Source organism: Blastococcus sp. SYSU DS0616 (genome assembly GCF_054051015.1).
Genome location: NZ_JBJHAJ010000005.1, coordinates 13,510 through 33,543, shown reverse-complemented (window position 1 = coordinate 33,543; position 20,034 = coordinate 13,510). Strand labels below are relative to the sequence as shown.

Here is a 20,034-nt window from a genome sequence, read left to right as displayed (position 1 = left end):
GTCCTCAGCTCTCGGCCAGCAGGTGGCCGACGTAGCGGGCCACGGCTCGCACCGCGGCCATGTTTCCTGGGTAGTCCATGCGGGTCGGTCCCACGACCCCGAGGCCGCCGAGCGCCCGGTCACCCGAGCCGTACCCGACGGTGACCAGCGAGGCCCCGCTCAACGCCTCGTGGGCGTTCTCCTCACCGATGCGCACCAGCACGGTGCCGGCGTCGACCTCGCTCATCAGGCGCAGCACGACGACCTGTTCCTCGAGGGCCTCCAGCAGGGGCCGGAGCGTGCCGGGGAAGTCGGTGGCGGTGCCCCGTGCGAGGTTGGCCGTCCCACCGATGACCAGCCGGTCCTCGCTGGGCTCGACGAGGGTCTCCACCAGCGTGGCGCTGACCGCGGCGACCAGCCCCCGCAGGTGCGGCGGCGCGGTCTCCAGCAGCCCGGGCACCTTGTCCCCGGCCTCGCCCAGCTTCACCCCGGCGAAGGCGGAGTTGAGCAGGGCACGCAGCTCGGGCACCGCAGTCGGGTCGACGTCGGCCGGGCAGTCGACGACGCGCTGCTCGACCCGGCCGGTGTCGGTGATGAGCACCAGCAGCAGCCGGCCCACCGCCACCTGCACCACCTCGAGGTGCCGGACGGCGCTGCGCGACAGCGTCGGGTACTGGACGACCGCCACCTGGCGGGTCAGCTGCGCGAGCAGCCGCACCGTCCGGCCGAGGACGTCGTGCAGGTCGACGGCGCCGTCGAGGAAGCGCTCGATCGCCCGGCGCTCGGCAGCCGACAGCGGCTTCACCGCCGAGAGCCGGTCGACGAACAACCGGTAGCCCTTGTCGGTGGGTACCCGGCCGGCGCTGGTGTGCGGCTGGGTGATGTACCCCTGCTCCTCCAGCACCGCCATGTCGTTGCGGATGGTCGCCGGGGAGACGCCCAGGTCGTGCCGCTCGGCGAGGGCCTTGCTGCCCACCGGGTCGTTGGTGGAGACGAAGTCCTGGACGATGGCCCGGAGCACCTCCAGGCGCCGTTCGTCGTGCGCCACGGTGACACCTCCCCGTACCGGTCGACGCGCCGTGCCGCGCCCCGGGGGCGGGACCGACGCCGGCCCCGGTTCGCCCCGGCTGGCACTCGCACGGACAGAGTGCCAGGCCAGCATACGCGAAGCAGCCCGTCCTCCTCCCCCGCTCGCAGGCTCGCGGCGAGCCCCCGGACGGGGCCGCACGGGCGGGGGTACGGCGCCGTTCCGACGGCTAGGCTGGTAACGGTCGGTGCCCCGGGCGGGGGCGGAGAGCGGAGGTCGGTCCCCTGATCTTCAAAGGCGTGCGCAACGGGCGCCCCTATCCCGACCACGGCCTGTCCACCCGCGACTGGGCGATGATCCCGCCCCGCCAGGTCCGGCTGGACACGCTGACGACCACCAAGCGCGAGCTGGCCCTCGACGCGCTGCTCGCCGACGACTCCACCTTCTACGGCGACCTCTTCCCGCACGCGGTGCAGTGGCACGGGGAGCTGTACCTGGAGGACGGGCTGCACCGGGCGCTGCGCGCGGCGCTGCAGCAGCGCACGGTCATCCACGTGCGGGTGCTCGACCTCGACGCGCTCACCCCTGTGCAGACGCCGGACGGCCCGAGCACGGCATCGCTCCCGGCGCAGCCACCGGTGCCCGGGCCGCGGGACGGCTGACCTAGAGCCAGCCCTTCTCCTCCGCGACGCGGGCCGCCTCCACCCGGGTGCGGGCGCCGGTCTTCCCGATCGCCGAGGACAGGTAGTTGCGCACGGTCCCCTCCGACAGGAAGAGCCGGCCGGCGATGTCCGCGACGGTCGCCCCGTCGGCCGCGGCGCGCAGCACGTCGGCCTCCCGGGTCGACAGCGGCGTGGCCCCGATGGCCAGGGCGGCGGCCGCCAGGTCGCGGTCGATGACCCGCTCGCCGGCCATCACCGCCCGGATGCCCTGCGCCAGCTCGCTCACGGGCGCGTCCTTGACCAGGAAGCCCGCGGCGCCGACCTCCATGGCGCGGCGCAGGAACCCCGGCCGGCCGAACGTCGTCAGGATGACCGCGCGGCACCCGGGCAGCGCCGTCGCCAGCTCCCGGGCGGCCGCGAGCCCGTCGGCGCCGGGCATCTCGATGTCCAGCAGGGCGACGTCGGGTCGGTGCTCCACGGCGGCCGCCGCCACGGCGTCGCCCCGGCCCACCTCCGCCACCACCTCGATGTCGTCCTCGAGCTCCAGCAGCGCGCGCAGCGCCCCGCGGACCATCGTCTGGTCCTCGGCGATGAGCACCCGGATCACGACGCCGCCACGGGCGAGGCGCGGACCGCGCTGCTGAGCGGCACCGAGGCGGTGAGCCGGAACCCGCGGCCGTCGACCGGCCCGTGCGTCAGCCGGCCCCCCACCGCGGCCACCCGCTCGGCCAGCCCGCACAGGCCGGCGCCGGCGGGCGCGTCCCCGCCCCGGCCGTCGTCGGTCACGCTCAGCTCCACGTCCTCGTCCGTCTCCGCGAGGCTCACCGTGACCGACCGGGCGGCGCTGTGCCGGAGCACGTTCGTGGTGGCCTCCCGCACCACCCAGCCGAGCACCGCGTCGACCGGCGCCGGCAGCGATCGGCCCGGAGCCGGTGCCCGCAGCGCGATGCCCGCGGCCGAGAGCGCCGAGCGGGCCTCGGCCAGCGCCTGGGCGAGGCTCACCTGGCGGTAGCCGCTGACCGCGTCGCGGACCTCGGCGAGCGCCCGGCGCGCGGCGGCCTCGACGTCGGCCATCTCCTGGCGGGCGCGCACCGGGTCGCGCTCGGCCAGCCGGCCGGCGAGCTCGCTCTTGAGCGCGATCAGCGACAGGCTGTGCCCGAGCAGGTCGTGCAGGTCGCGGGCGAACCGCAGCCGCTCCTCGGTGACGGCGTTGCGGGCCAGCTCCTCGCGCGCCTCCACCAGCTCGGCGTTGACGCTCATCAGCTGCCGCATCCCCCGCAGGGCGAACGCGGTGAGCAGGCAGATCACCGGCAGGATGAAGACGTCGCCGAGGACGCCGTGGGCGGTCAGCACCCCGGCGCACACCGCGGCCGCGCCGACGACCGCCGGCCACACCCACCGCGCGGGCAGGGCCACCGACGCCGCCGCCGAGACGTAGATCATCAACCCGGCCCACGCGGGGCCCAGCCAGACGGCCAGCCCGACCCCCAGGACGGCGACGACCACGAGCTGCACGCGGGGCCAGTCCCGGCGGCTCCCGAAGACCTCGCCGAAGACGCCGAGGTAGACGACGGTGAAGGCGACGAGGGCGACGGCCGCCACCACCTGCACCGCCACGGGCCGCGGCGTGCTGACCAGGTCCGCGATCGGGAAGGCCTGGAACAGCAGCCACGGCACGGCCCAGCCCAGGCGCTGCCAGCGGCTCGGGGCGTCCACGACGGGCACGGTAGCGGTCGGCTCAGCCCGCGACCGCGTGCAGCGGCCGGGCGCGGGCGACGGACACCGCGAGGGCTCCGAAGGCGGCGGTGTACCCGGCCATCGCCAGCACTGCGACCGCCGACGGCCACCCACCGGCGACCACGTCGCGGCCGAGCTCGGCGTACCAGTACGAGGGCAGGCTGTACGCCAGGCCGCGCATCGCCTCGGGCAGCATCTCCACCGGCCACCACAGCCCGCCCAGCGCCGCCAGCACCACACCCAGGATGCCGATGGCGCCACCGGCCGCCTTCTCGTCCAGCGACAGCCCGACCAGGATGCCGAGGGCCACGAACGCCGCCGACCCCGCCCACAGCACGGCGAGGAGCGCCAGCCACGTGCCGGCCGGCAGCTGCACCCCGTTGACGAACCGCCCGACCAGCGCGACGACCAGCAGGCTCGGCAGGGTCAGCAGCACCCCGACGGCGACGTCGACGGCGAACACCTGGGTCTGCGGCACGGGGGTCACCCGGAGCTGGCGGAGCCAGCCCGAGGCGCGGTCGAACGAGATGCGGATGGTCGCGCCCAGGGACGCCCCGATGGCCCCGTAGGCCATCATCGAGACCATGATCGCGGCGGCGGCCTCCTGCTGCGCCGCCGCACCGGTCATCTGCCCCCCGATGATCCTGGTCAGGAAGATCGTGAACAGCGCGGGCAGCAGCACGGTGAAGAAGAGGAACTGCTTGTTGCGCCCCACGCGGCGCAGCTGGAAGGCGAACAGCGGGCTCATCGGGCGGCTCCGATCGTGCTCGGCCGGCGGGTGGGGATCAGCGAGAGGACGGCGTCCTCGAGGGACGCGCCGCGCACCTCGAGGTCGGGCAGGCCGCCGTCGGCCAGCAACGCCCGCAGGGTGGCGTCGACGTCGGTGGTCGCCAGCCGCACCGTGCTCCCCTGCCAGGTCACCGCGGTGACCCCCGGAACGGCGTCGAACCGCCGCTCCGGAGCGGCCGTGAAGGAGACGGTGCGCCCGCCGACCCCGGCCTTGACCTCCGCGGAGGTGCCGTCGGCGACCACCCGCCCGCCGGCGACCACGACCACCCGGTCGGCGACCGCGTCGGCCTCGTCGAGGTGGTGGGTGGCGAAGACGACGGTGTGCCCGCGGCCGGCCAGGCCGCGCATCGTCGTCCAGAACGCACGGCGCGCCTCGACGTCCATGGCGGAGGTGGGCTCGTCGAGCAGCAGCAGTGGCGGTGCGCCGGCGAGGGCCAGGGCCAGCAGGACGCGCTGGCGCTGACCACCGGAGAGCGCCTCCACCGGCCGGTCGAGCAGCCCGTCGATGCCCGCGGTGACCACGAGGTCGTCCAGCGGCCACGCCGTCGGGAAACTGCGGCGCACCAGGTGGAGCACCTCGCCGACCCGGGCCTCGCTGGGCAGCCCGCCGTGCTGCAGCATCGCGCCGACGCTGCCGGCCCGGACGGCGTCGCCCGGGCTGCGGCCGAGCACGCGCATCTCCCCGGCCGTCGGGGTCAGCAGGCCCAGCACGGCGTTGACGACGGTCGATTTGCCGGCGCCGTTGGGCCCGAGCAGGGCGACGGTCTGGCCGCACGGGATGGTGAGGTCGAGGTCGTCGACGGCGACCGCGTCGCCGTAGCGGACGGTCAGCCCGCGGATGTCGAGAGCGGGTGCGGGAGGCATGCGCCGAGCCTGCTCCCGCGGCGCCGGAGCGCACTAGTGCCGGACGTCGCCGGTCGCGCCTGACATCCGTCAGACGCGACCGGCGCACCAGGTCAGGCGGCGGGCGTGCAGGCCACGCAGGTGCGGGCGAACGGGCGCAGCTCGAGCCGCTCCTCGGGGATGGCGGTACCGCAGCCGGTGCAACGCCCGTAGCTGCCGTCGTCGAGGCGGGCGAGCGCGGCGTCGATCTCCTCGATGGTGCGCTGCAGGTCGGCGCTGCGGCGCTGGGCGACCGGGTCGGGCACCGAGGTGGCGCACTCGGCGAGCGCCTCCTCGCGCTGCTGCGCGCAGTCGGCGCGCTGCTCCTCCAGGAGGGTGCGGAAGCGGTTCGCCGAGGCGGCGGTCGTGCTGTCGATGCTGGCAGACATGCGGGGATCTCCTTCTCGGGGCAACGCGGGAAGACGCGGTCACCGGTCGGTGGCGCGTCGGGAGTGGTGCGGGGACTCCGGGACGGAGTCAGGAGCGACGCGGCGGGGCCCGGTCCTGGCTGCGGCGGAGGACGTCGAGGCCACGCAGCCCGCGGGCACGGCGGTTCATCGCGAGGGCGAGCCGGGCACCGCCGGACAGGGCGAACGGTGGGGCCGCCGCTGGGCGCACTCCTGGCACGGTCACGACCGACCACCCCCTCCGAACACCCGGCCCCGTTGCCGGAACGGGGACCATAGCCCACGACGGCCGGACCAATCTCGCCCTTTCGGATGAACCGAGCCACCCTCGGTCGTGTTCCGAAGCTCGTCCCGAGCGTGTGAGGGACGGGGACGGGTCCTCCGTCAGTCGGTGAGGTCGCGGACCACCGCGTCGGCGAGCAGGCGGCCCCTGTCGGTGAGGACGGCCCGCCCGTTCGCGTGCGCCAGCGGGTCCAGGAGACCCCTTGTGACCGCCTCGGCCGCCCGCGCACGCCCGGTGCCGGTGAGCGCGGTCAGCGGCAGTCCGGCGCGCAGCCGCAACCCGAGCATCACCGCCTCCAGTGCGCGGTCGTCGTCGTCGAGCAGCTCGGCGTCCTGCGCCGGGCTCTCGCCGCGGGCCAGCCGGTCGGCGTAGGCCGCGGGGTGCTTCACGTTCCACCAGCGGACGCCGCCGACGTGGCTGTGCGCGCCCGGCCCGATCCCCCACCAGTTCGCGTTGGCCCAGTACAGCTCGTTGTGCCGGCAGCGGGCGGCGTCGGCGGTGGCCCAGTTCGACACCTCGTACCACTCGAAGCCTGCCGTGCGCAGCGTCGCGTCGGCCTGCTCGTAGCGGTCGGCGAGGACGTCGTCGTCGGGCATGGGCAGCTCGCCCCGCTTGACCCGCCGGGCCAGCTTGGTGCCCTCCTCGACGATCAGCGCGTAGGCGCTGACGTGGTCGACCGGCGAGGCGAGGACCGCGTCGAGGGAGGCGGCCCAGTCGGCGTCGGTCTCCCCGGGCGTGCCGTAGATCAGGTCCAGGTTGACGTGCTCGAACCCCGCCGCGCGGGCCTCGTGCGCCGCCTCGACGGCGCGGCCGGGGGTGTGCCGGCGGTCCAGCGCGGCGAGCACGTGCGGCGCCGCCGACTGCATGCCGAGGCTGACCCGCGTGAAGCCGGCCTCGCGCAGCCGGGCCAGCGAGGCGGGCGAGACGGTCTCGGGGTTGGCCTCCGTGGTCACCTCGACGTCGTCGGCGAACGGGAAGAGCCCGCGGGCGGCCTCGAGCACGGCGGCGAGGTCGTCGGCCGGCAGCAGCGTCGGCGTGCCGCCGCCGACGAAGACCGTGGAGACGGTCGGCAGGTCCGGGCCCAGGGTCCGGACGGCGCGCTCCAGCTCGGCGATCGCGGTGCCCGCGTACTCGCTGCGGGTGGCGCCGGGGCCGAGCTCGTCGGAGGTGTAGGTGTTGAAGTCGCAGTAGCCGCAGCGGGTCGCGCAGAACGGGACGTGCACGTACAGGCCGAATGGCGTCGTCGTGAGCCCCTCGCGGGCGCTGCCGGGGAGCCGGTCGGGGCCGGGGGACCCGGGCGGCAGGCCGGCGTCGTCGATCAGCGGCAGGACGGTGTTCATCTGCTCCCAGTGTGCCGCGCCGGGCCACCGGGGCGGCAGGATGCCGGACGTGACCTCCGACCGAGTGCTGCAGGTGTCCGTCTCGCGCGGCGTCGCCACCCTGACGCTGGACTCCCCCACCAACCGCAACGCGCTGTCGCGGGCGATGCGGGCCGAGCTGCGCGCGGCGCTGGCCGATGCCCTGGCCGACGACGCGGTGCGGGTGGTCGTGCTCGACCACACCGGCCGGGTGTTCTGCTCGGGGATGGACCTCTCCGAGGCGGCCGGCGGTTCGTCGGAGAGCCAGGGCGTGCGCGAGTTCCCGGAGCTGTTGGAGCTGGTCTGGTCCTCGCCCAAGCCCGTGGTGGCGGTGGTGCGCGGTCCGGCCCGCGCCGGAGGGGTCGGGCTGCTGGCGGCCTGCGACGTCGTCGTCGCGGCGGAGTCGGCGACGTTCGCCTTCTCCGAGGTGCGCCTGGGCCTGGTGCCGGCGGTGATCTCCGCCGTCGTCCTCCCCCGGATGAGCACCCACGTGGCCCACCGGCTCATGCTCAGCGGCGAGGTCTTCGACGCCGCGACCGCCGCCGACGGAGGGCTGGTCGACCTGGTGGCCGGTGACGACGAGGTCGACGCCGTCCTCGCCGGGCAGCTCACCGCGCTGGCCGCCGGTGCGCCGGCCGCCCTGGCCGAGACCAAGCGACTGCTGCGGGCACGCCAGCCACGGCTCGAGTTCGAGCCCCTGCTCGACCTGTCGGCGCGCTTCTTCGCCGGCGAGGAGGGCCAGGAGGGCATCGCGGCGTTCCGGGAGAAGCGCCCCGCCCGCTGGGTCCCAGCCACGGACTGACCTGTTCCCGCCGCATGCTCGTGCCCTGCCCACAGGGGTGGGCAGGGCACGAGCGAGCGGGGACCAGGCTCGTCAGAGGACGTAGGTGGCGATCATCTGCCCGAGCTGACGGATGTCCGCGTTGCCCTTGAACTCCAGCCGGACCTTCCCGAGCCCGCTGAACCACAGGTCCAACTCCGCGTCGAGGTCGAACGTCCCGGCGGTCTCGATCGAGAACGCCTGCACCTTGCTGTAGGGAAGGGACGTGAAGTCCCGCTTCTTGCCCGTCATGCCCTGCACGTTCACGGCGATGAGCCGCTTGTTCGTGAAGACGACGAAGTCACGCACCGCTTTGAAGCAGGCGACGATCTGTTCCCCCTGGATGAGCAGCGGCGCCACGGCGGGACCGATGTCCTGGGGATTCGCGGGGTTGAGCTTGAAGACGGAACCGTTGGAGAAGTCGATCACCCCCGCACGCTAGGTGCCGGAGCACGGGAGTCGTCCTCGACGCGCGGAGCCCGGGACAGGCTGCCTACCGCAGCCGGCGGGTGGTGTCGGGCAGCCGCTCGGTGACGCCCCGGGCGTCCAGCCACTCCATGAGGGGCACCGCGACCCGGCGGCTGGTCCCCCACGCCTGCCGTGCCTGGCTGAGGGTGAACGGCTGCGGGATCCGCGCGAGCCGCTCCCGGGCCACCGTGTCGACGCCGGGAGCCAGGTAGACGCCCTCCCCGACGCGCACGAGCTGCCCGCTGCGGACGGCCGCCGCGAGCTCCCGGGTGCCCAGCCCCGCGTCGGCGAGCTCGGGCGCCTCCGGAGCGGCGAACGGATCGGCCGCCAGCCGGGCACGAACGGCGTCGACCGCCCGCTGGACCTCCGGCGGCAGGTCCGCCGCGCCGTCGACGACGCGGCCCTCGCGCAGCACCAGCGGCTCGCGGACCAGCGCCGGCACCAGCTCGGCGTCGGGCAGCTCGAGCGCCCGGCGCACCACCTCCGCCGGCGGCCCCGGCTCCAGCGGCCGCAACCGCCGGTAGCGGGCGACGATCTCGGGCACCCGCGCGGCGAGCTCGTCGGCCAGCCCGTCGGCCAGCAGCCAGGGGCCGAGCCGGGTCGCCCCGGCAGGTACCGGCCAGCCCATCGCGGCGAAGTCGGCGGAGCGCACGATCCGGCGGCGGGCGAGGTCGGCCGAGGCGCCGTCGGAGCCGGCGGGCTGCGCCACGAGCTCGGCGGCCCGCTGCCGGGCGGCGCCGCGGCGGCGCAGCTCGGGCGGGTCGACGTCGCGCACGGCGGCGCCGAGCACCCGCCGGGCGCCGGGGTCGCGCAGCAGCAGCCGGTCACCGATCCGCAGCGGCAGCGGGAGGGCGAGGCGCAGCCGCACCGCCCGGCCGTCCAGCGGCCGCAGCCGCGCACCCACCGTCGCGGAGCCGACGTGCACCACCGGCTCGGCCGGCAGCCGCTCCTCCGGCGCCCCGGCCAGCGTCGCGTCGACGACGTCGGTCAGCCGGAACGCGCCCGGGGTGAGCAGCGCGTCACCGCGCGAGAGGTCCTCGACCGCGACACCGCGCAGGTTGAGCGCCACGCGCGCGGTGGCCGCGGCCCGCTCGACCGGCTCGCCGAGCGACTGCACGCCGCGCACCGTGACCTCGCGGTCCCCCAGCAGGAACCGGTCGCCGGGCGCGACCGCTCCGGCGGCGAGCGTCCCGGTGACCACCGTGCCGGCCCCCTTGATGCTGAAGGCCCGGTCGATCCAGAGGCGCACCGGCGCGTCGGGGTCCGGGGTCGGGAGCGCGCCGAGGAGCTCCTCCAGCCGAGCGGTCAGCTCGGCCAGCCCCTGCCCGGTGATCGAGCTGACCGCGACGCCGGGGACCTCGCCCATCGACGTCGCGGCCAGCCGCTCGCGCACGTCGGCGAGCACCGGCGCGGGGTCGGCGAGGTCGGCCTTGGTGACGGCGAGCAGGGCGTGCCGCACCCCGAGGGCGTCCAGGACGGCGACGTGCTCGGCGGTCTGCGCCGACCAGCCGTCGTCGGCCGCGACCACGACCAGCGCGGCCGGCACCGAGCCGACGCCGGCGAGCATGTTGCCCACGAACCGTTCGTGTCCGGGCACGTCCACGACGGCCAGCCGGCGCCCCGAGGGCAGGGTGGTCCAGGCGAAGCCGAGGTCGATGGTCAGCCCGCGGCGGCGCTCCTCGGCCCACCGGTCGGGCTCCATGCCGGTGAGCGCGCGCACGAGGGCCGACTTGCCGTGGTCCACGTGACCCGCGGTCGCGATCACGTCCACCGGCGGACCACCTCCAGGACGGCCGCGGCGAGGGCGCCGTCGTCGGAGGGATCGACGCTGCGCAGGTTGAGCAGCGTGCGACCGTCCTCGACGTAGCCGACCACCGGGGTGGCGCCCAGGCGCAGCGGCTCGGCGAACCGCTCGGGCAGCGCGACCGCGGCCCCGGGCAGCGGGTGCTCGGGCGCCCCTCCCCCGCCGACGCGGGAGTCGGCGTCCACCGCGAGCGCGTCCACGCCCCCGGCCGCCAGGCGCTCCGCCAGCGCCCGGGCCCGTGCCCGCAGCTCCTCGACGTCGGCGGCGAGCATCCGCTGCACGGGCGGCAGCGGGCCGCGCAGCGTCGCCTCCAGCGCGGCCAGCGTGGTCTTGTCGACCCGGAACGCCCGGTAGAGCGGGTGCCGGCGCAGGCGCTGCACCAGCTCCGCGCGGCCGAGGACGAGGCCGGCCTGGGGGCCGCCGAGCAGCTTGTCACCGCTGGCGAGCACGAGGTCCGCACCGGCGGCGAGCGCCGTCTGCAGGTCGGGTTCGTCGGGGAGCACCGGATGCGGCCGGAGCAGCCCCGAGCCGACGTCGACGACCAGCGGGACCCCGGTGCCCTCGAGCGCCGCCGCGAGCTCGTGCACCTCGACCGCCCGGGTGAAGCCGCGCACCACGAAGTTGGACGGGTGCACCTTCAGCACCGCGCCGGTGTCCGGGCCGAGCGCCCCGCGGTAGTCGGCCAGGGCGACGCGGTTGGTGGCGCCGACCTCGCGCAGCCGGGCGCCGGTGCTCTCCAGCAGCTCGGGGATGCGGAAGCCGTCGCCGATCTCGACCAGCTCGCCGCGGGCGAGCACCAGCTCCCGGCCCTGCCCCAGCGCGGTGGCCACCAGCGCCAGCGCGGACGCGCAGTTGTTCACCACGAGCGCGGCCTCCGCGGCCGGGACCGCCGCCAGCAGCGCCGCGATGGCCGCCTCCCCCCGCGGGCCCCGGCGACCGGTGCGCAGGTCGAGCTCGACGTCGGTGGTGCCGCTCGCCGCGGCCACCGCCGCGACGGCGGCCTCCGACAGGGGCGCGCGGCCGAGGTTGGTGTGCACGACGACGCCGGTGGCGTTGAGCACCGGGCGCAGGCTGCCGGCTGTGGGCGGGAGGTCGGCGAGGACGGCGTCGACGGCGGCGTCCGGCGCCACCTCGCCGGCCCGGATGCGCTGCTGCACGCGCTGGACGGCGCCCTTCACCAGGACGCGCCCCAGCCGCTCGCCGGCGCCGGCGAGGCGGGGGTCGGCGAGCAGCGTGTCCGTGCGGGGCACCTGGCGGCGCGGGTCGGTCGTCATCGCCCCGCAGCGTAGGTGCGGGGCGGGAGCTGGCGGAGGCGGACGGGAATCGAACCCGCCTGGCCGAGATGCTCGGCCACGTCGGCTTTAGAGGCCGCGGGGGCCACCAGACACCCTGACGCCTCCGCCCGGCAGCCTACGTGGAACTGTCGGTGGTCGCTGCCAGCATCGGCAGCGTGAACCGCACCGAGCCCCGCACCCCGGCCACGCTGCCGCCGGTCACCCTCACGCCCGAGGAGGCCGCCGCCGTCGCCGCCGCGCTGGCCGCCCCGGCCGCGGGGCCCTATGCCGAGGCGGGGCAGACGGCGCTGGAGAAGGTGTTGACGGCGCTGGAGCCCGATCCGGCCCAGCGGGCGCGGCTGCTGGCGAGCAGCCGCTGGCTGGCCGCCGAGGCCGCACGGGACGCCGAGGTGCGGCGGCGTCTGGAGCGTGGGCTGGCCGAGCGGCGCGTCGTGGTGCTGCACTACTGCGACGGCCGGAACCGCTGGTCGGAGCGGGCCGTGGAGCCGCAGCTGCTGGTCCACACCGGGGCGCACCGATTCCTGGTGGCCTGGTGCCGCGAGCGCCAGGCGCTGCGCTGGTTCCGGGAGGACCGCATCGGCGGCGCCGAGGTCACCGACGAGGCGGCACCACGTCGTGAACTGGCCGGGATCGGGGGGCCACCGTCCGCCGGGCACCCGGCCGGGCGGAAGCTCCCCCGCACCCCGCCCGAGCCACCCCGGCTGCGGGTACTGCCCGGCGGGCGGGCCTAGATTCGGGGGTGTGACCACCGCACCCGCGCGCATCCGGCTCACCCAGTACGCCCACGGCGGGGGGTGCGCCTGCAAGATCCCGCCCGGGGAGCTCGAGGCCGTCGTCGCCGGGCTCACCGCGCAGGGGCCGGTCGACCCGGCGGCCGAGCTCGTCGTCGGCCTGGACGACGGCGACGACGCGGCCGTTGTGCGCCTCGCCGGCGGGCAGGGGCTGGTGCTGACCACCGACTTCTTCACCCCCGTCGTGGACGACGCGTACACCTTCGGCCGGATCGCCGCCGCGAACGCGCTCTCCGACGTCTACGCCATGGGTGGCACGCCCGTCGTGGCGGTCAACCTGCTCGGCTGGCCGCGCGACGTGCTGCCCGCCGAGCTGGCGACGGAGGTGCTGCGGGGCGGGCTGGAGGTGGCGCAGGAGGCGGGCTGCCACGTCGGTGGCGGCCACTCCATCGACGACCCGGAGCCGAAATACGGGATGGCGGTCACCGGCGTGGTCGACGTCGACCGGATCATCACCAACGCCGGCGCGGTCGCCGGCACACCGCTGAGCCTCACCAAGCCGCTCGGCGTGGGCGTGCTCAACAGCCGGATGAAGGCCACGGGCGAGGTGTCGGAGGAGGCGGTCGCCTCGATGACCGCGCTCAACCGCGACGCCGGCCGGGCCGCAGTGGCCGCCGGCATCCGCGCGGGCACCGACGTCACCGGGTTCGGCCTGCTCGGGCACCTCTACAAGATGGCGCGGGCCAGCGGGGTCACCGCCGTCGTCGACGCCGCCGCCGTCCCCTACCTGGCCGGCGCGCGTGAGGCGCTGGCGGCGGGGTTCGTCTCCGGCGGCACCCGGCGCAACCTGGACTGGGTGCGCCCGCACGCCGACCTCTCCGCGGTCGGCGAGGACGAGGCGCTGCTGCTCGCCGACGCCCAGACCTCCGGCGGGCTCCTGCTCGGCGGCGAGGTCGCCGGCTCCCCGGTGATCGGCGAGTTCGTGCCGCGCCAGGAGCACGTGGTCATCGTCCGCTGACAGCCCCAGGAGCATCGCAGCGAGGAACGAGCGAGGAGCGGACTGGGGCGCGCAAGCGGACCAGAGCCATCGTCCGCTGACAGCCCCAGGAGCATCGCAGCGAGGAACGAGCGAGGAGCGGACTGGGGCGCGCAAGCGGACCAGAGCCATCGTCCGCTGACAGCCCCGGGAGCGGCCGTCCGCCGCCGGCCCGGCATGTCGCCGGGGACACGCCGGTCACCCGCTCCCCGCGCGTGGGATGCCCTGGCCCACCGGCGCACGCCGCTGCCACGCTGCCGCCGCGACGGACCCGGAGGTCCCGTGGTCCGGCACCGAGGAGGTCGCGATGAGGACGAGGACGGTCCGGCGGGCTCTCGCCGTCGTGCTGCTGGCGCTCGTGTCCGGGGGGACGGCGACCGGGGCGGCCGCGGCCACCGAGGAGCGGATCGGGTTCGCCACCACGGGGCTCGACGGCGTGGACGCGCGGACCGGGTGGACGCTGCACAGCGCCCCCCAGGTGTTCGACCCGCCGGACGAGGAGCCGTTCGGCGTGACCGACTTCTTCGTCGCCGGCCCGTTGCCCGGCGGCGGGGAGGGCGTCCTCTACGAGTGCACCACCGAGGACCGGGTGCGGGCACGGCTGGACGGGGTGCGCTCCGCGGTCGCCAGCGGCGTCCTCCAGGTCGACTGCTCCTCCCCCGTCGGACTGCCGGACCGGCAGGGCTACGCCGTCGTGGACGTGGCCTGGCGCGGGACCGGGCCGGTGGAGCAGCACGTCTTCCAGCGTGGGGAGTGCACCGAGTACCTCGACGTCCGCGCCGCCCGGGTCGCCGGGGGCGCCCGACTGGTCGTGCGCGACGTGGCCGTGGGCCGGTTGGTCAACCTCGACCCCGCCGAGAACGACCTGCGCCAGCAGCGGATCGTCTGCGGCTGAGTCCTCGGGGCAGCTGGTCGAACGCCCGGACCGGTCTGCCGAGGCATCCGGGACGTCGGCCCTACTGCGGGTCGACGCCCGGATCCCCCGGGGTCCGCTGCCGGGCGGGGAGGCGCCCGCGGCCCGCCGGTCGGACGAGTGCGCCTCGCGTGGGGAGCTCGTCGTCCGGTCGCTCGCGGGGAACCGCCCGGGCGCTGCGCAGCACGAGCGCCACACCGACCGCGCAGACGAGGATGCCGGGCAGCGCCGTCGGGCCGGGGGGCTGCCCGAACATCGCCCACGCCCACAGCGCGGTCGCCGGCGGCGTCAGGTACAGCAGCGTGCTGGCAGTCGTGGCGCCCGACCGGCGCACCACGAACAGGTAGCTGCCGTAACCCCCCACGGTGGAGAGCAGGACCAGCCAGGCCATCGCCACCCAGAACGCCGGCTCGGCCGGCGGGGAGAGCTCCCCTCGCGCGCCGGCCACCGCACCGAAGACCAGCGCCGCCACGGCGGACTGCAGGGCGAGCGCGACGGCCAGCGACTCCGCCGGTGCCCACCGCCGCTCCAGCAGCGTGCCGGCGGAGAGACCGGCCAGGGCCACGACCGGGAGCAGGAAGGCCACGGGCGAGGCGCCGCCCGCACCGAGATCGCCCACGACCACGAGCGCGACGCCGCCCGCACCGACGAGCAGCCCCACCCGCTGGCGCGCCGTTGTCCGCTCCCCCAGCAAGGGTGCCGCGACGACGGCGACGACCAGCGGCTGGAGCGCCGCGACCAGCGCCGACGTGCCGGCCGGGACGCCCGCGCCCGCGGCGGCGAAGACGCCACCCAGGTAGACCGCCTGCACGAGGAGGCCGAGGCAGGCCTGGCGCAGCAGGGAGCCGGGCCGCAGGCGCTCGCCCCGCAGCAGCACCCAGCCGCCGAGGAGAGCCGCCGCGAGCCCGGTGCGCCAGGCGAGCACCGTCGCGACCGGAGCGTCCCGGGTGGCGAACTCCGCGCCGACGAAGCCGGACGACCAGCACACGACGAGGACGCCCGCGGCCACGGCGTCGGTACGGCGATCCCTCACCCGGCCGAGGTAACCACACCGGTCGGTATACTCGCAGTGCACCGATCGAGAGGAGCGGACATGTCCGACGTGATCGCAGCACCGACCAGTCTGACCCCAGCCGCAGAGCGGCTGCTCGACGCCGCCTCGCGACTCTTCTACGCCCACGGCATCCGGGCCGTCGGGGTCGACGCCATCGCGGAGGCTGCGGGCACCACCAAGAAGACCCTCTACGACCGGTTCGGCTCGAAGGACGCGCTGGTCGCCCTGTACCTGGAGCGCCGGGCCTGGACGTGGCAGCAACTCCTCGAGGCCGAGATCGCGGCACGCGCCCCGGGCAGCGACCGGGTCCTCGCCGTCTTCGACGCGGCGCGCCGGTGGCGGGAGGAGCAGCAGCGGGGCTGCGCGTTCGTGAACGCCTACGCCGAGATCGGCGGCACGGACCACCCCGCGCTCCCGGTGATCCGCGCCGAGAAGGAGTGGATGCGGCGACGGTTCACCCAACTCGCCACCGAGGCCGGGATCGCGCACCCGGAGGCGATCGCGGCGACGCTCCACCTGCTCTACGAGGGCGCGCTCGTCGCCTCCACCGCGGGCGACGACCCCGAGGCGCTGACGACGGCACGTGAGGCAGCCGCGCGCCTGGTCGGTTAGGTTCGCGGCCATGCTGGCTGCCTTCGTCTCCACCCCGAACCCGAAGGACCCGCTCTCCGTGCTGGAGATCGGCGAGCGCCCCGAGCCGGAGGCTCCCGACGGCTGGACGACCATCCAGGTCAAGGCGGTCTCGCTGAACCACCACGACCTGTTCAGCCTCCAGGGCATCGGCCTGCCCGCCGAGCGGATGCCGATGATCCTCGGCACCGACGCCGCCGGCATCGACGCCGACGGCAACGAGGTCGTCGTCCACGGGGTCATCTCCACCCCTGACTGGATGGGCGACGAGACCCTCGACCCGAAGCGCTCGCTGCTGTCGGAGGTGCACCAGGGCTCGATGGCGGAGAAGGTCGCCGTCCCGAAGCGGAACCTGCTGCCCAAGCCCGCTGAGCTCTCCTTCGCCGAGGCCGCCTGCCTGCCCACCGCATGGCTGACCGCCTACCGGATGCTGTTCGTGAAGTCCGGCCTGCGCCCGGGGCAGACGGTGCTCGTGCAGGGCGCCAGCGGCGGCGTGGCGACGGCGCTCATCGTGCTCGGCCGCGCCGCCGGCTACCGGATCTGGGTGACCGGCCGCAGTGAGGAGAAGCGGGCCGCAGCCCTCGCGCTCGGCGCCGAGCAGGCGTTCGAGAGCGGCGCCCGGCTGCCCGAGCGGGTCGACGGCGTCATGGAGACCGTCGGCGAGGCCACCTGGAGCCACAGCATCAAGTCGCTGAAGCCCGGCGGCGTGCTCGTCACCTCCGGCGCGACCACCGGGTTCAACCCCGGCGCCGAGCTCAACCGGGTCTTCTTCACCCAGCTCTCGGTCATCGGCTCGACGATGGGCACGAAGGCCGAGCTGGAGGCGCTCATCCAGATGTGCCGGGTCACCGGCATCCGGCCGCAGATCGACGTCGAGCTCCCCCTGGCGCAGGCCCGGGAGGGCTTCGCCCGGATGCTCGAGGGGCGCACCAACGGGAAGATCGTCTTCACGCTCTGAAGGGGCCACCGGTGATCGCTCGCATGTGGCGCGGTCGGGTCCGCACCGCGGACCGCGACGCCTACGTCGACTACATCGAGGGCACCGGCATGGCCGAGTACCGGCAGACCCCGGGGAACCGGGGCGCGCACATGCTCATCCGCGATCTGGGCGACGGGCACACCGAGGTGGTCACGCTCAGCTTCTGGACCGACCGGGACGTCATCCGCGGCTTCGCCGGCGAAGACATCGAGCGGGCCGTCTTCTACCCCGAGGACGACCGCTACCTGGTGGAGCGCGAGGAGACGGTCACGCACTTCGAGGTCGCTCCCGGCGGCTGACCGGGGTCAGTGCACGACCTTGAGCCCGATCACGCAGCCGACGATGCCCGCGAGCAGCAGAACCCGCACCAGCGACACGGGCTCGAGACCGGTCACCATCGCGTAGGCGACCGTCAGGACGGCGCCGATGCCCACCCACACCGCGTAGGCCGTGCCCAGCGGGAGCTCGCGCATGGCGTAGGCGAGCCCGCCCATGCTCGCGACCAGGGCGACGCCGAACACCACCGAGGGCACCGGCCGGGTGAGGCCGTGCGAGCGGTCGAGCGCCGCCGCCCAGACGGCTTCCAGCATCCCGGACACGACCAGCACCACCCACGACATCGCGGCCTCCTCTGGCGCCGTCTTGTCGCACACCGGGTACGGCACCGCTCGTCCGGGAGCCGGGGAGCGGCTCCCCTCCAGCCTCGCACGTGTCAACGTCAGTTGACACGGCGGCGGTGTGCAACTTAAGTTGACAGCCATGGCGGACACGGCACAGGTGGCTTCGGCAGCCAGCAGCAAGGACCCGGCGGTGGGGCTCACGGCGGTCCGGTCGCTGCGCGTCCTCGTCGAACGGCTGGAGGCGCTCCAGGTCGACAACGCCCGCGACCAGGGCTGGACCTGGGAGCAGATCGCCCAGCAGCTCGGCGTCAGCCGGCAGGCGGTGCACAAGAAGTACTCACGCGGCCGCGGGCCGCTCCGACGGAGGGACTGACGATGTTCGAGAGGTTCACGCAGGACGCCCGGGACGTCGTCGTCGGGGCCCAGGCCGAGGCGCGCGAGCTCCGGCACCCGCGCGTCGGCACCGAGCACCTGCTCCTGGGCATGCTGGCCCGGCCGGCGACGACGGCGGCCCGCGCGCTCACCGGGCACGGGATCACCCACGACGACGTCGTGGCGGCGGTGCGGGCGAACCGGGGCGGCGACGAGCTGGACGCCGACGCGCTGAGCAGCCTCGGCATCGATCTGGACGCCGTCCGCGACCGGGTCGAGGAGGCCTTCGGGCCCGGCGCCCTGGACGGCCCGCGGCGGAAGGGGGCTGCGGGGCACATCCCGTTCACCCCGCGGGCGAAGAAGGTGCTGGAGCTCTCCCTGCGCGAGGCCATCGCGATGAAGTCGCGGACGATCACCGACGGGCACGTCCTGCTGGGGCTCCTCCGCGAGGGCGAGGGGCTGGCGGTGAAGGTGCTGCACGACCGCGGCGTCGACCTCCCGGCCCTCCGCGACGACCTCAGGCTCGGGCTGGACTCCTGACCGGCCCTCCGCGGAGCAGGACCAGCGCCGCCACCGCGGCCAGCGCGGAGGCGATCGCCGCGCCGGCGAAGACCGTGTGCAGCTGCGTGAGCACCGCCGCCTCCGTGGCGGCGTCGTAGGCGGCACAGTCGGCGGGGGTGGCAGGGCACAGCTCCATGGGGGTGCCGATCGCCGCCACCTCGGCGGTGAAGCGGCGCAGGGCGACGGCGGTGAGCAGCGACAGCCCGGCCAGCATGCCGACGGTGCGCGCGGCGACCGCCAGCGAGCTCGCGCTGCCGTGCACCCGGGGCGGGGTGACCGCCAGGAGGACCGCGTTCACCGGCGCGATGGCGAGGCCGAACCCGAGGCCCGCGGCGACCAGCACGACGGTGGAGCCGACGCCGTCCAGCGACCGCTCGTCCCACCCGGTCATCGCGGCGAACGCCGCCGCGGTCAGCGCCATCCCGGCACCGGCGACGGCACGCGGCGGCACCACCCGGCACAGCCAGCCCCCGGCCACCGCCCCCACCGGCACGGCGACCAGCAGCCGCAGCAACACCAGCGCCGCCGCCAGCTGGTTCCCGGGCGCGGTCGTGGCCCGGGCGAACAGCGGGACGTCGACGAGCGCGGCGACCAGCGCGGCGCCCACGAAGACGTTGACCACCAGCGCGCCCCAGGCACCGACCGGGCGCAGCGCGGCCAACGGCAGCACCGGCTCGGGCGCCCGCCGCTCGTGCAGCACGAACAGCAGGCCGGCGACCGCGGCCACCGGCAGCAGCAGCCGGCCGTGCGCCACGACCTCGCGGGCCGGGTCGGCGGCGGCGAAGGCCCAGACCAGTGCGCCCAGCGACACCACGGCCAGCGCCGAGCCGACGACGTCGACCTCCCGGGCCAGCCGGCCCAGCCCGCGCAGCGGCAGCACCGCACCGGCGGGCCGGGCGATGCCGCGCGCCACCAGGGCGCCGGTGGCCAGCACGGTGAGCAGCAGCAGCGGCGCCGTCCACCCCCACCCGTCGGCCAGTGGGACGTAGAGCAGCCCGAGGGTGACGTCCTCGGCGAGCGCGGAGGGCTCGGCGAGCAGCAGCCCCAGGGCGGTGGCGGCGACGACGGCCAGCGCCACCCCGATCGGATCCGGTCGCCGCACCCGGCCGGTGACGACGACGCCGGCGGCCAGACCCACCCCCAGGAGCAGGTTGAGCCAGAAGATCGCCCGCCAGTCGGCGACGGCCAGCACGGCGGCCCCCGCAAGCGGCCCCAGGACGGCGCCCGCCTCCTGGACCGCGCCCACGATGCCGAGCGGGACCGCCCGGCGCTCGGGCGGCCACCGGTCGGCGACCAGCGCGAGCGTGGCCGGCACCAGGCCGCCGGCCCCGATGCCCTGGAGGCCGCGACCGGCCACGGCCGGGCCCAGCGTCTCCGCCGTCGCCGTCAGCAGCGAGCCCAGCGCGAACAGCAGCAGGCAGCCGATGAGCACGGGCGCCCGCCCGCGGAGGTCCGCCAGCCGGCCGAGCAGCGGCAGCGTGGCGGTGTAGCCGAGCAGGAAGCCCCCGACGATGGGGGTCGCCCGCTGCAGCTCGTCCAGCCCGACCCCGACCCCGGTGAGGATGTCGGGCAGCGCCAGGACGACGACGTAGGTGTCGGCGGCCGTGACCAGCACGGCGAGGGTGGC

Annotated in this window: 24 protein-coding genes, 1 tRNA gene and 1 riboswitch; of the genes, 10 read left to right on the top strand and 15 right to left on the bottom strand. The window is 75.8% G+C overall.

Translation table 11 applies throughout. The features are described 5' to 3' along the window. Positions 1–4: 4 nt before the first annotated feature. Positions 5–1,027, bottom strand: coding sequence for a heat-inducible transcriptional repressor HrcA (hrcA, locus tag ACI79K_RS05120; RefSeq protein WP_456591234.1), 1,023 nt, complete (start codon positions 1,025–1,027; stop codon positions 5–7). A gap of 263 nt (positions 1,028–1,290) precedes the next feature. On the opposite strand from hrcA, the gene ACI79K_RS05115 reads away from it, so the two are divergent. Further along, positions 1,291–1,668 carry a type II toxin-antitoxin system VapB family antitoxin gene (locus tag ACI79K_RS05115; RefSeq protein WP_456599218.1) on the top strand — a complete coding sequence of 126 codons (378 nt, stop codon included), beginning with the start codon at positions 1,291–1,293 and terminating at the stop codon, positions 1,666–1,668. Between the two features lies 1 nt (position 1,669). On the opposite strand, the gene ACI79K_RS05110 is transcribed toward ACI79K_RS05115, so the two are convergent. The 7 genes from ACI79K_RS05110 to hemW all read right to left on the bottom strand — a co-directional run bounded on the left by ACI79K_RS05110 (position 1,670) and on the right by hemW (position 7,106). Then, complete coding sequence (locus ACI79K_RS05110; RefSeq protein ID WP_456591235.1) at positions 1,670–2,275, bottom strand: response regulator; 606 nt, start codon at positions 2,273–2,275, stop codon at positions 1,670–1,672. After that, a complete protein-coding gene (locus tag ACI79K_RS05105; RefSeq protein ID WP_456599122.1) occupies positions 2,272–3,384 on the bottom strand; it encodes a sensor histidine kinase in 1,113 nt (370 codons plus the stop codon). The genes ACI79K_RS05110 and ACI79K_RS05105 overlap by 4 nt, the downstream gene beginning before the upstream one ends. A gap of 22 nt (positions 3,385–3,406) precedes the next feature. Continuing rightward, entirely contained in the window at positions 3,407–4,153 is a 747-nt protein-coding gene (locus ACI79K_RS05100; RefSeq protein WP_456591237.1) for an ABC transporter permease, read from the bottom strand. Continuing rightward, a complete protein-coding gene (locus ACI79K_RS05095) occupies positions 4,150–5,058 on the bottom strand; it encodes an ATP-binding cassette domain-containing protein (protein ID WP_456599121.1) in 909 nt (302 codons plus the stop codon). The genes ACI79K_RS05100 and ACI79K_RS05095 overlap by 4 nt, the downstream gene beginning before the upstream one ends. 92 nt (positions 5,059–5,150) lie before the next feature. Then, a complete protein-coding gene (locus ACI79K_RS05090; RefSeq protein WP_456591239.1) occupies positions 5,151–5,465 on the bottom strand; it encodes a TraR/DksA family transcriptional regulator in 315 nt (104 codons plus the stop codon). An 88-nt stretch (positions 5,466–5,553) separates the two neighbouring features. Next, a complete protein-coding gene (locus ACI79K_RS05085) occupies positions 5,554–5,709 on the bottom strand; it encodes a hypothetical protein (RefSeq protein WP_456591240.1) in 156 nt (51 codons plus the stop codon). A gap of 158 nt (positions 5,710–5,867) precedes the next feature. Further along, a complete protein-coding gene (hemW, locus tag ACI79K_RS05080; RefSeq protein ID WP_456599120.1) occupies positions 5,868–7,106 on the bottom strand; it encodes a radical SAM family heme chaperone HemW in 1,239 nt (412 codons plus the stop codon). Positions 7,107–7,155: 49 nt separating this feature from the next. Between hemW and ACI79K_RS05075 the strand changes: the two genes are divergently transcribed. Beyond that, positions 7,156–7,926, top strand: a complete 771-nt coding sequence (locus tag ACI79K_RS05075) for an enoyl-CoA hydratase-related protein (RefSeq protein WP_456599119.1) — start codon at positions 7,156–7,158, stop codon at positions 7,924–7,926. 72 nt (positions 7,927–7,998) lie between these two features. Here the strand turns inward: ACI79K_RS05075 and ACI79K_RS05070 are convergent, their stop codons facing one another. The 4 genes from ACI79K_RS05070 to ACI79K_RS05055 form a co-directional block, all read right to left on the bottom strand. After that, positions 7,999–8,373 carry a PH domain-containing protein gene (locus ACI79K_RS05070; RefSeq protein ID WP_456591243.1) on the bottom strand — a complete coding sequence of 125 codons (375 nt, stop codon included), beginning with the start codon at positions 8,371–8,373 and terminating at the stop codon, positions 7,999–8,001. Between the two features lie 64 nt (positions 8,374–8,437). After that, entirely contained in the window at positions 8,438–10,183 is a 1,746-nt protein-coding gene (selB, locus tag ACI79K_RS05065) for a selenocysteine-specific translation elongation factor (protein WP_456599118.1), read from the bottom strand. Further along, the gene (selA, locus tag ACI79K_RS05060; RefSeq protein ID WP_456599117.1) at positions 10,174–11,490 is read right to left on the bottom strand and encodes an L-seryl-tRNA(Sec) selenium transferase; all 1,317 of its coding nucleotides are present in this window, start codon (positions 11,488–11,490) and stop codon (positions 10,174–10,176) included. The genes selB and selA overlap by 10 nt, the downstream gene beginning before the upstream one ends. A gap of 30 nt (positions 11,491–11,520) precedes the next feature. Further along, a tRNA-OTHER gene (locus ACI79K_RS05055) sits at positions 11,521–11,616 on the bottom strand. 50 nt (positions 11,617–11,666) lie between these two features. On the opposite strand from ACI79K_RS05055, the gene ACI79K_RS05050 reads away from it, so the two are divergent. From ACI79K_RS05050 to ACI79K_RS05040, 3 genes are all read left to right on the top strand, one after another. Next, entirely contained in the window at positions 11,667–12,242 is a 576-nt protein-coding gene (locus ACI79K_RS05050; RefSeq protein ID WP_456599116.1) for a helix-turn-helix transcriptional regulator, read from the top strand. A 10-nt stretch (positions 12,243–12,252) separates the two neighbouring features. Continuing rightward, the gene (gene selD, locus ACI79K_RS05045; RefSeq protein ID WP_456599115.1) at positions 12,253–13,260 is read left to right on the top strand and encodes a selenide, water dikinase SelD; all 1,008 of its coding nucleotides are present in this window, start codon (positions 12,253–12,255) and stop codon (positions 13,258–13,260) included. A 325-nt stretch (positions 13,261–13,585) separates the two neighbouring features. Continuing rightward, the gene (locus ACI79K_RS05040; protein ID WP_456587568.1) at positions 13,586–14,173 is read left to right on the top strand and encodes a hypothetical protein; all 588 of its coding nucleotides are present in this window, start codon (positions 13,586–13,588) and stop codon (positions 14,171–14,173) included. Between the two features lie 61 nt (positions 14,174–14,234). Here ACI79K_RS05040 and ACI79K_RS05035 read toward each other — a convergent pair whose 3' ends face one another. Further along, positions 14,235–15,224 (bottom strand): DMT family transporter, encoded by a 990-nt coding sequence (locus ACI79K_RS05035; protein ID WP_456599114.1) that lies wholly within the window; start codon positions 15,222–15,224, stop codon positions 14,235–14,237. A 60-nt stretch (positions 15,225–15,284) separates the two neighbouring features. On the opposite strand from ACI79K_RS05035, the gene ACI79K_RS05030 reads away from it, so the two are divergent. From ACI79K_RS05030 to ACI79K_RS05020, 3 genes are read left to right on the top strand one after another with little or no spacing between them, the layout of a single operon-like run. Continuing rightward, positions 15,285–15,857: a TetR/AcrR family transcriptional regulator gene (locus ACI79K_RS05030; RefSeq protein ID WP_456599113.1), complete on the top strand. Its 573-nt coding sequence runs from the start codon at positions 15,285–15,287 to the stop codon at positions 15,855–15,857. Positions 15,858–15,867: 10 nt separating this feature from the next. Next, the gene (locus ACI79K_RS05025) at positions 15,868–16,833 is read left to right on the top strand and encodes a zinc-binding dehydrogenase (RefSeq protein WP_456587571.1); all 966 of its coding nucleotides are present in this window, start codon (positions 15,868–15,870) and stop codon (positions 16,831–16,833) included. Positions 16,834–16,844: 11 nt separating this feature from the next. Next, the gene (locus tag ACI79K_RS05020; RefSeq protein WP_456587572.1) at positions 16,845–17,153 is read left to right on the top strand and encodes a hypothetical protein; all 309 of its coding nucleotides are present in this window, start codon (positions 16,845–16,847) and stop codon (positions 17,151–17,153) included. A gap of 6 nt (positions 17,154–17,159) precedes the next feature. Here the strand turns inward: ACI79K_RS05020 and ACI79K_RS05015 are convergent, their stop codons facing one another. Beyond that, a complete protein-coding gene (locus ACI79K_RS05015) occupies positions 17,160–17,474 on the bottom strand; it encodes a DMT family transporter (RefSeq protein WP_456587573.1) in 315 nt (104 codons plus the stop codon). A gap of 11 nt (positions 17,475–17,485) precedes the next feature. Next, positions 17,486–17,550, bottom strand: a riboswitch (guanidine-III (ykkC-III) riboswitch). Between the two features lie 63 nt (positions 17,551–17,613). On the opposite strand from ACI79K_RS05015, the gene ACI79K_RS05010 reads away from it, so the two are divergent. Both ACI79K_RS05010 and ACI79K_RS05005 read left to right on the top strand, forming a co-directional pair. Next, on the top strand, positions 17,614–17,847 hold the full coding sequence (locus ACI79K_RS05010) for a helix-turn-helix transcriptional regulator (protein ID WP_456598403.1): 234 nt from the start codon (positions 17,614–17,616) through the stop codon (positions 17,845–17,847). A gap of 2 nt (positions 17,848–17,849) precedes the next feature. Then, positions 17,850–18,386: a Clp protease N-terminal domain-containing protein gene (locus ACI79K_RS05005; RefSeq protein WP_456587575.1), complete on the top strand. Its 537-nt coding sequence runs from the start codon at positions 17,850–17,852 to the stop codon at positions 18,384–18,386. On the opposite strand, the gene ACI79K_RS05000 is transcribed toward ACI79K_RS05005, so the two are convergent. Continuing rightward, positions 18,364–20,022 (bottom strand): MFS transporter, encoded by a 1,659-nt coding sequence (locus tag ACI79K_RS05000; protein WP_456599112.1) that lies wholly within the window; start codon positions 20,020–20,022, stop codon positions 18,364–18,366. The two genes, ACI79K_RS05005 and ACI79K_RS05000, sit on opposite strands and share 23 nt — an antisense overlap. Positions 20,023–20,034 lie beyond the last annotated feature (12 nt).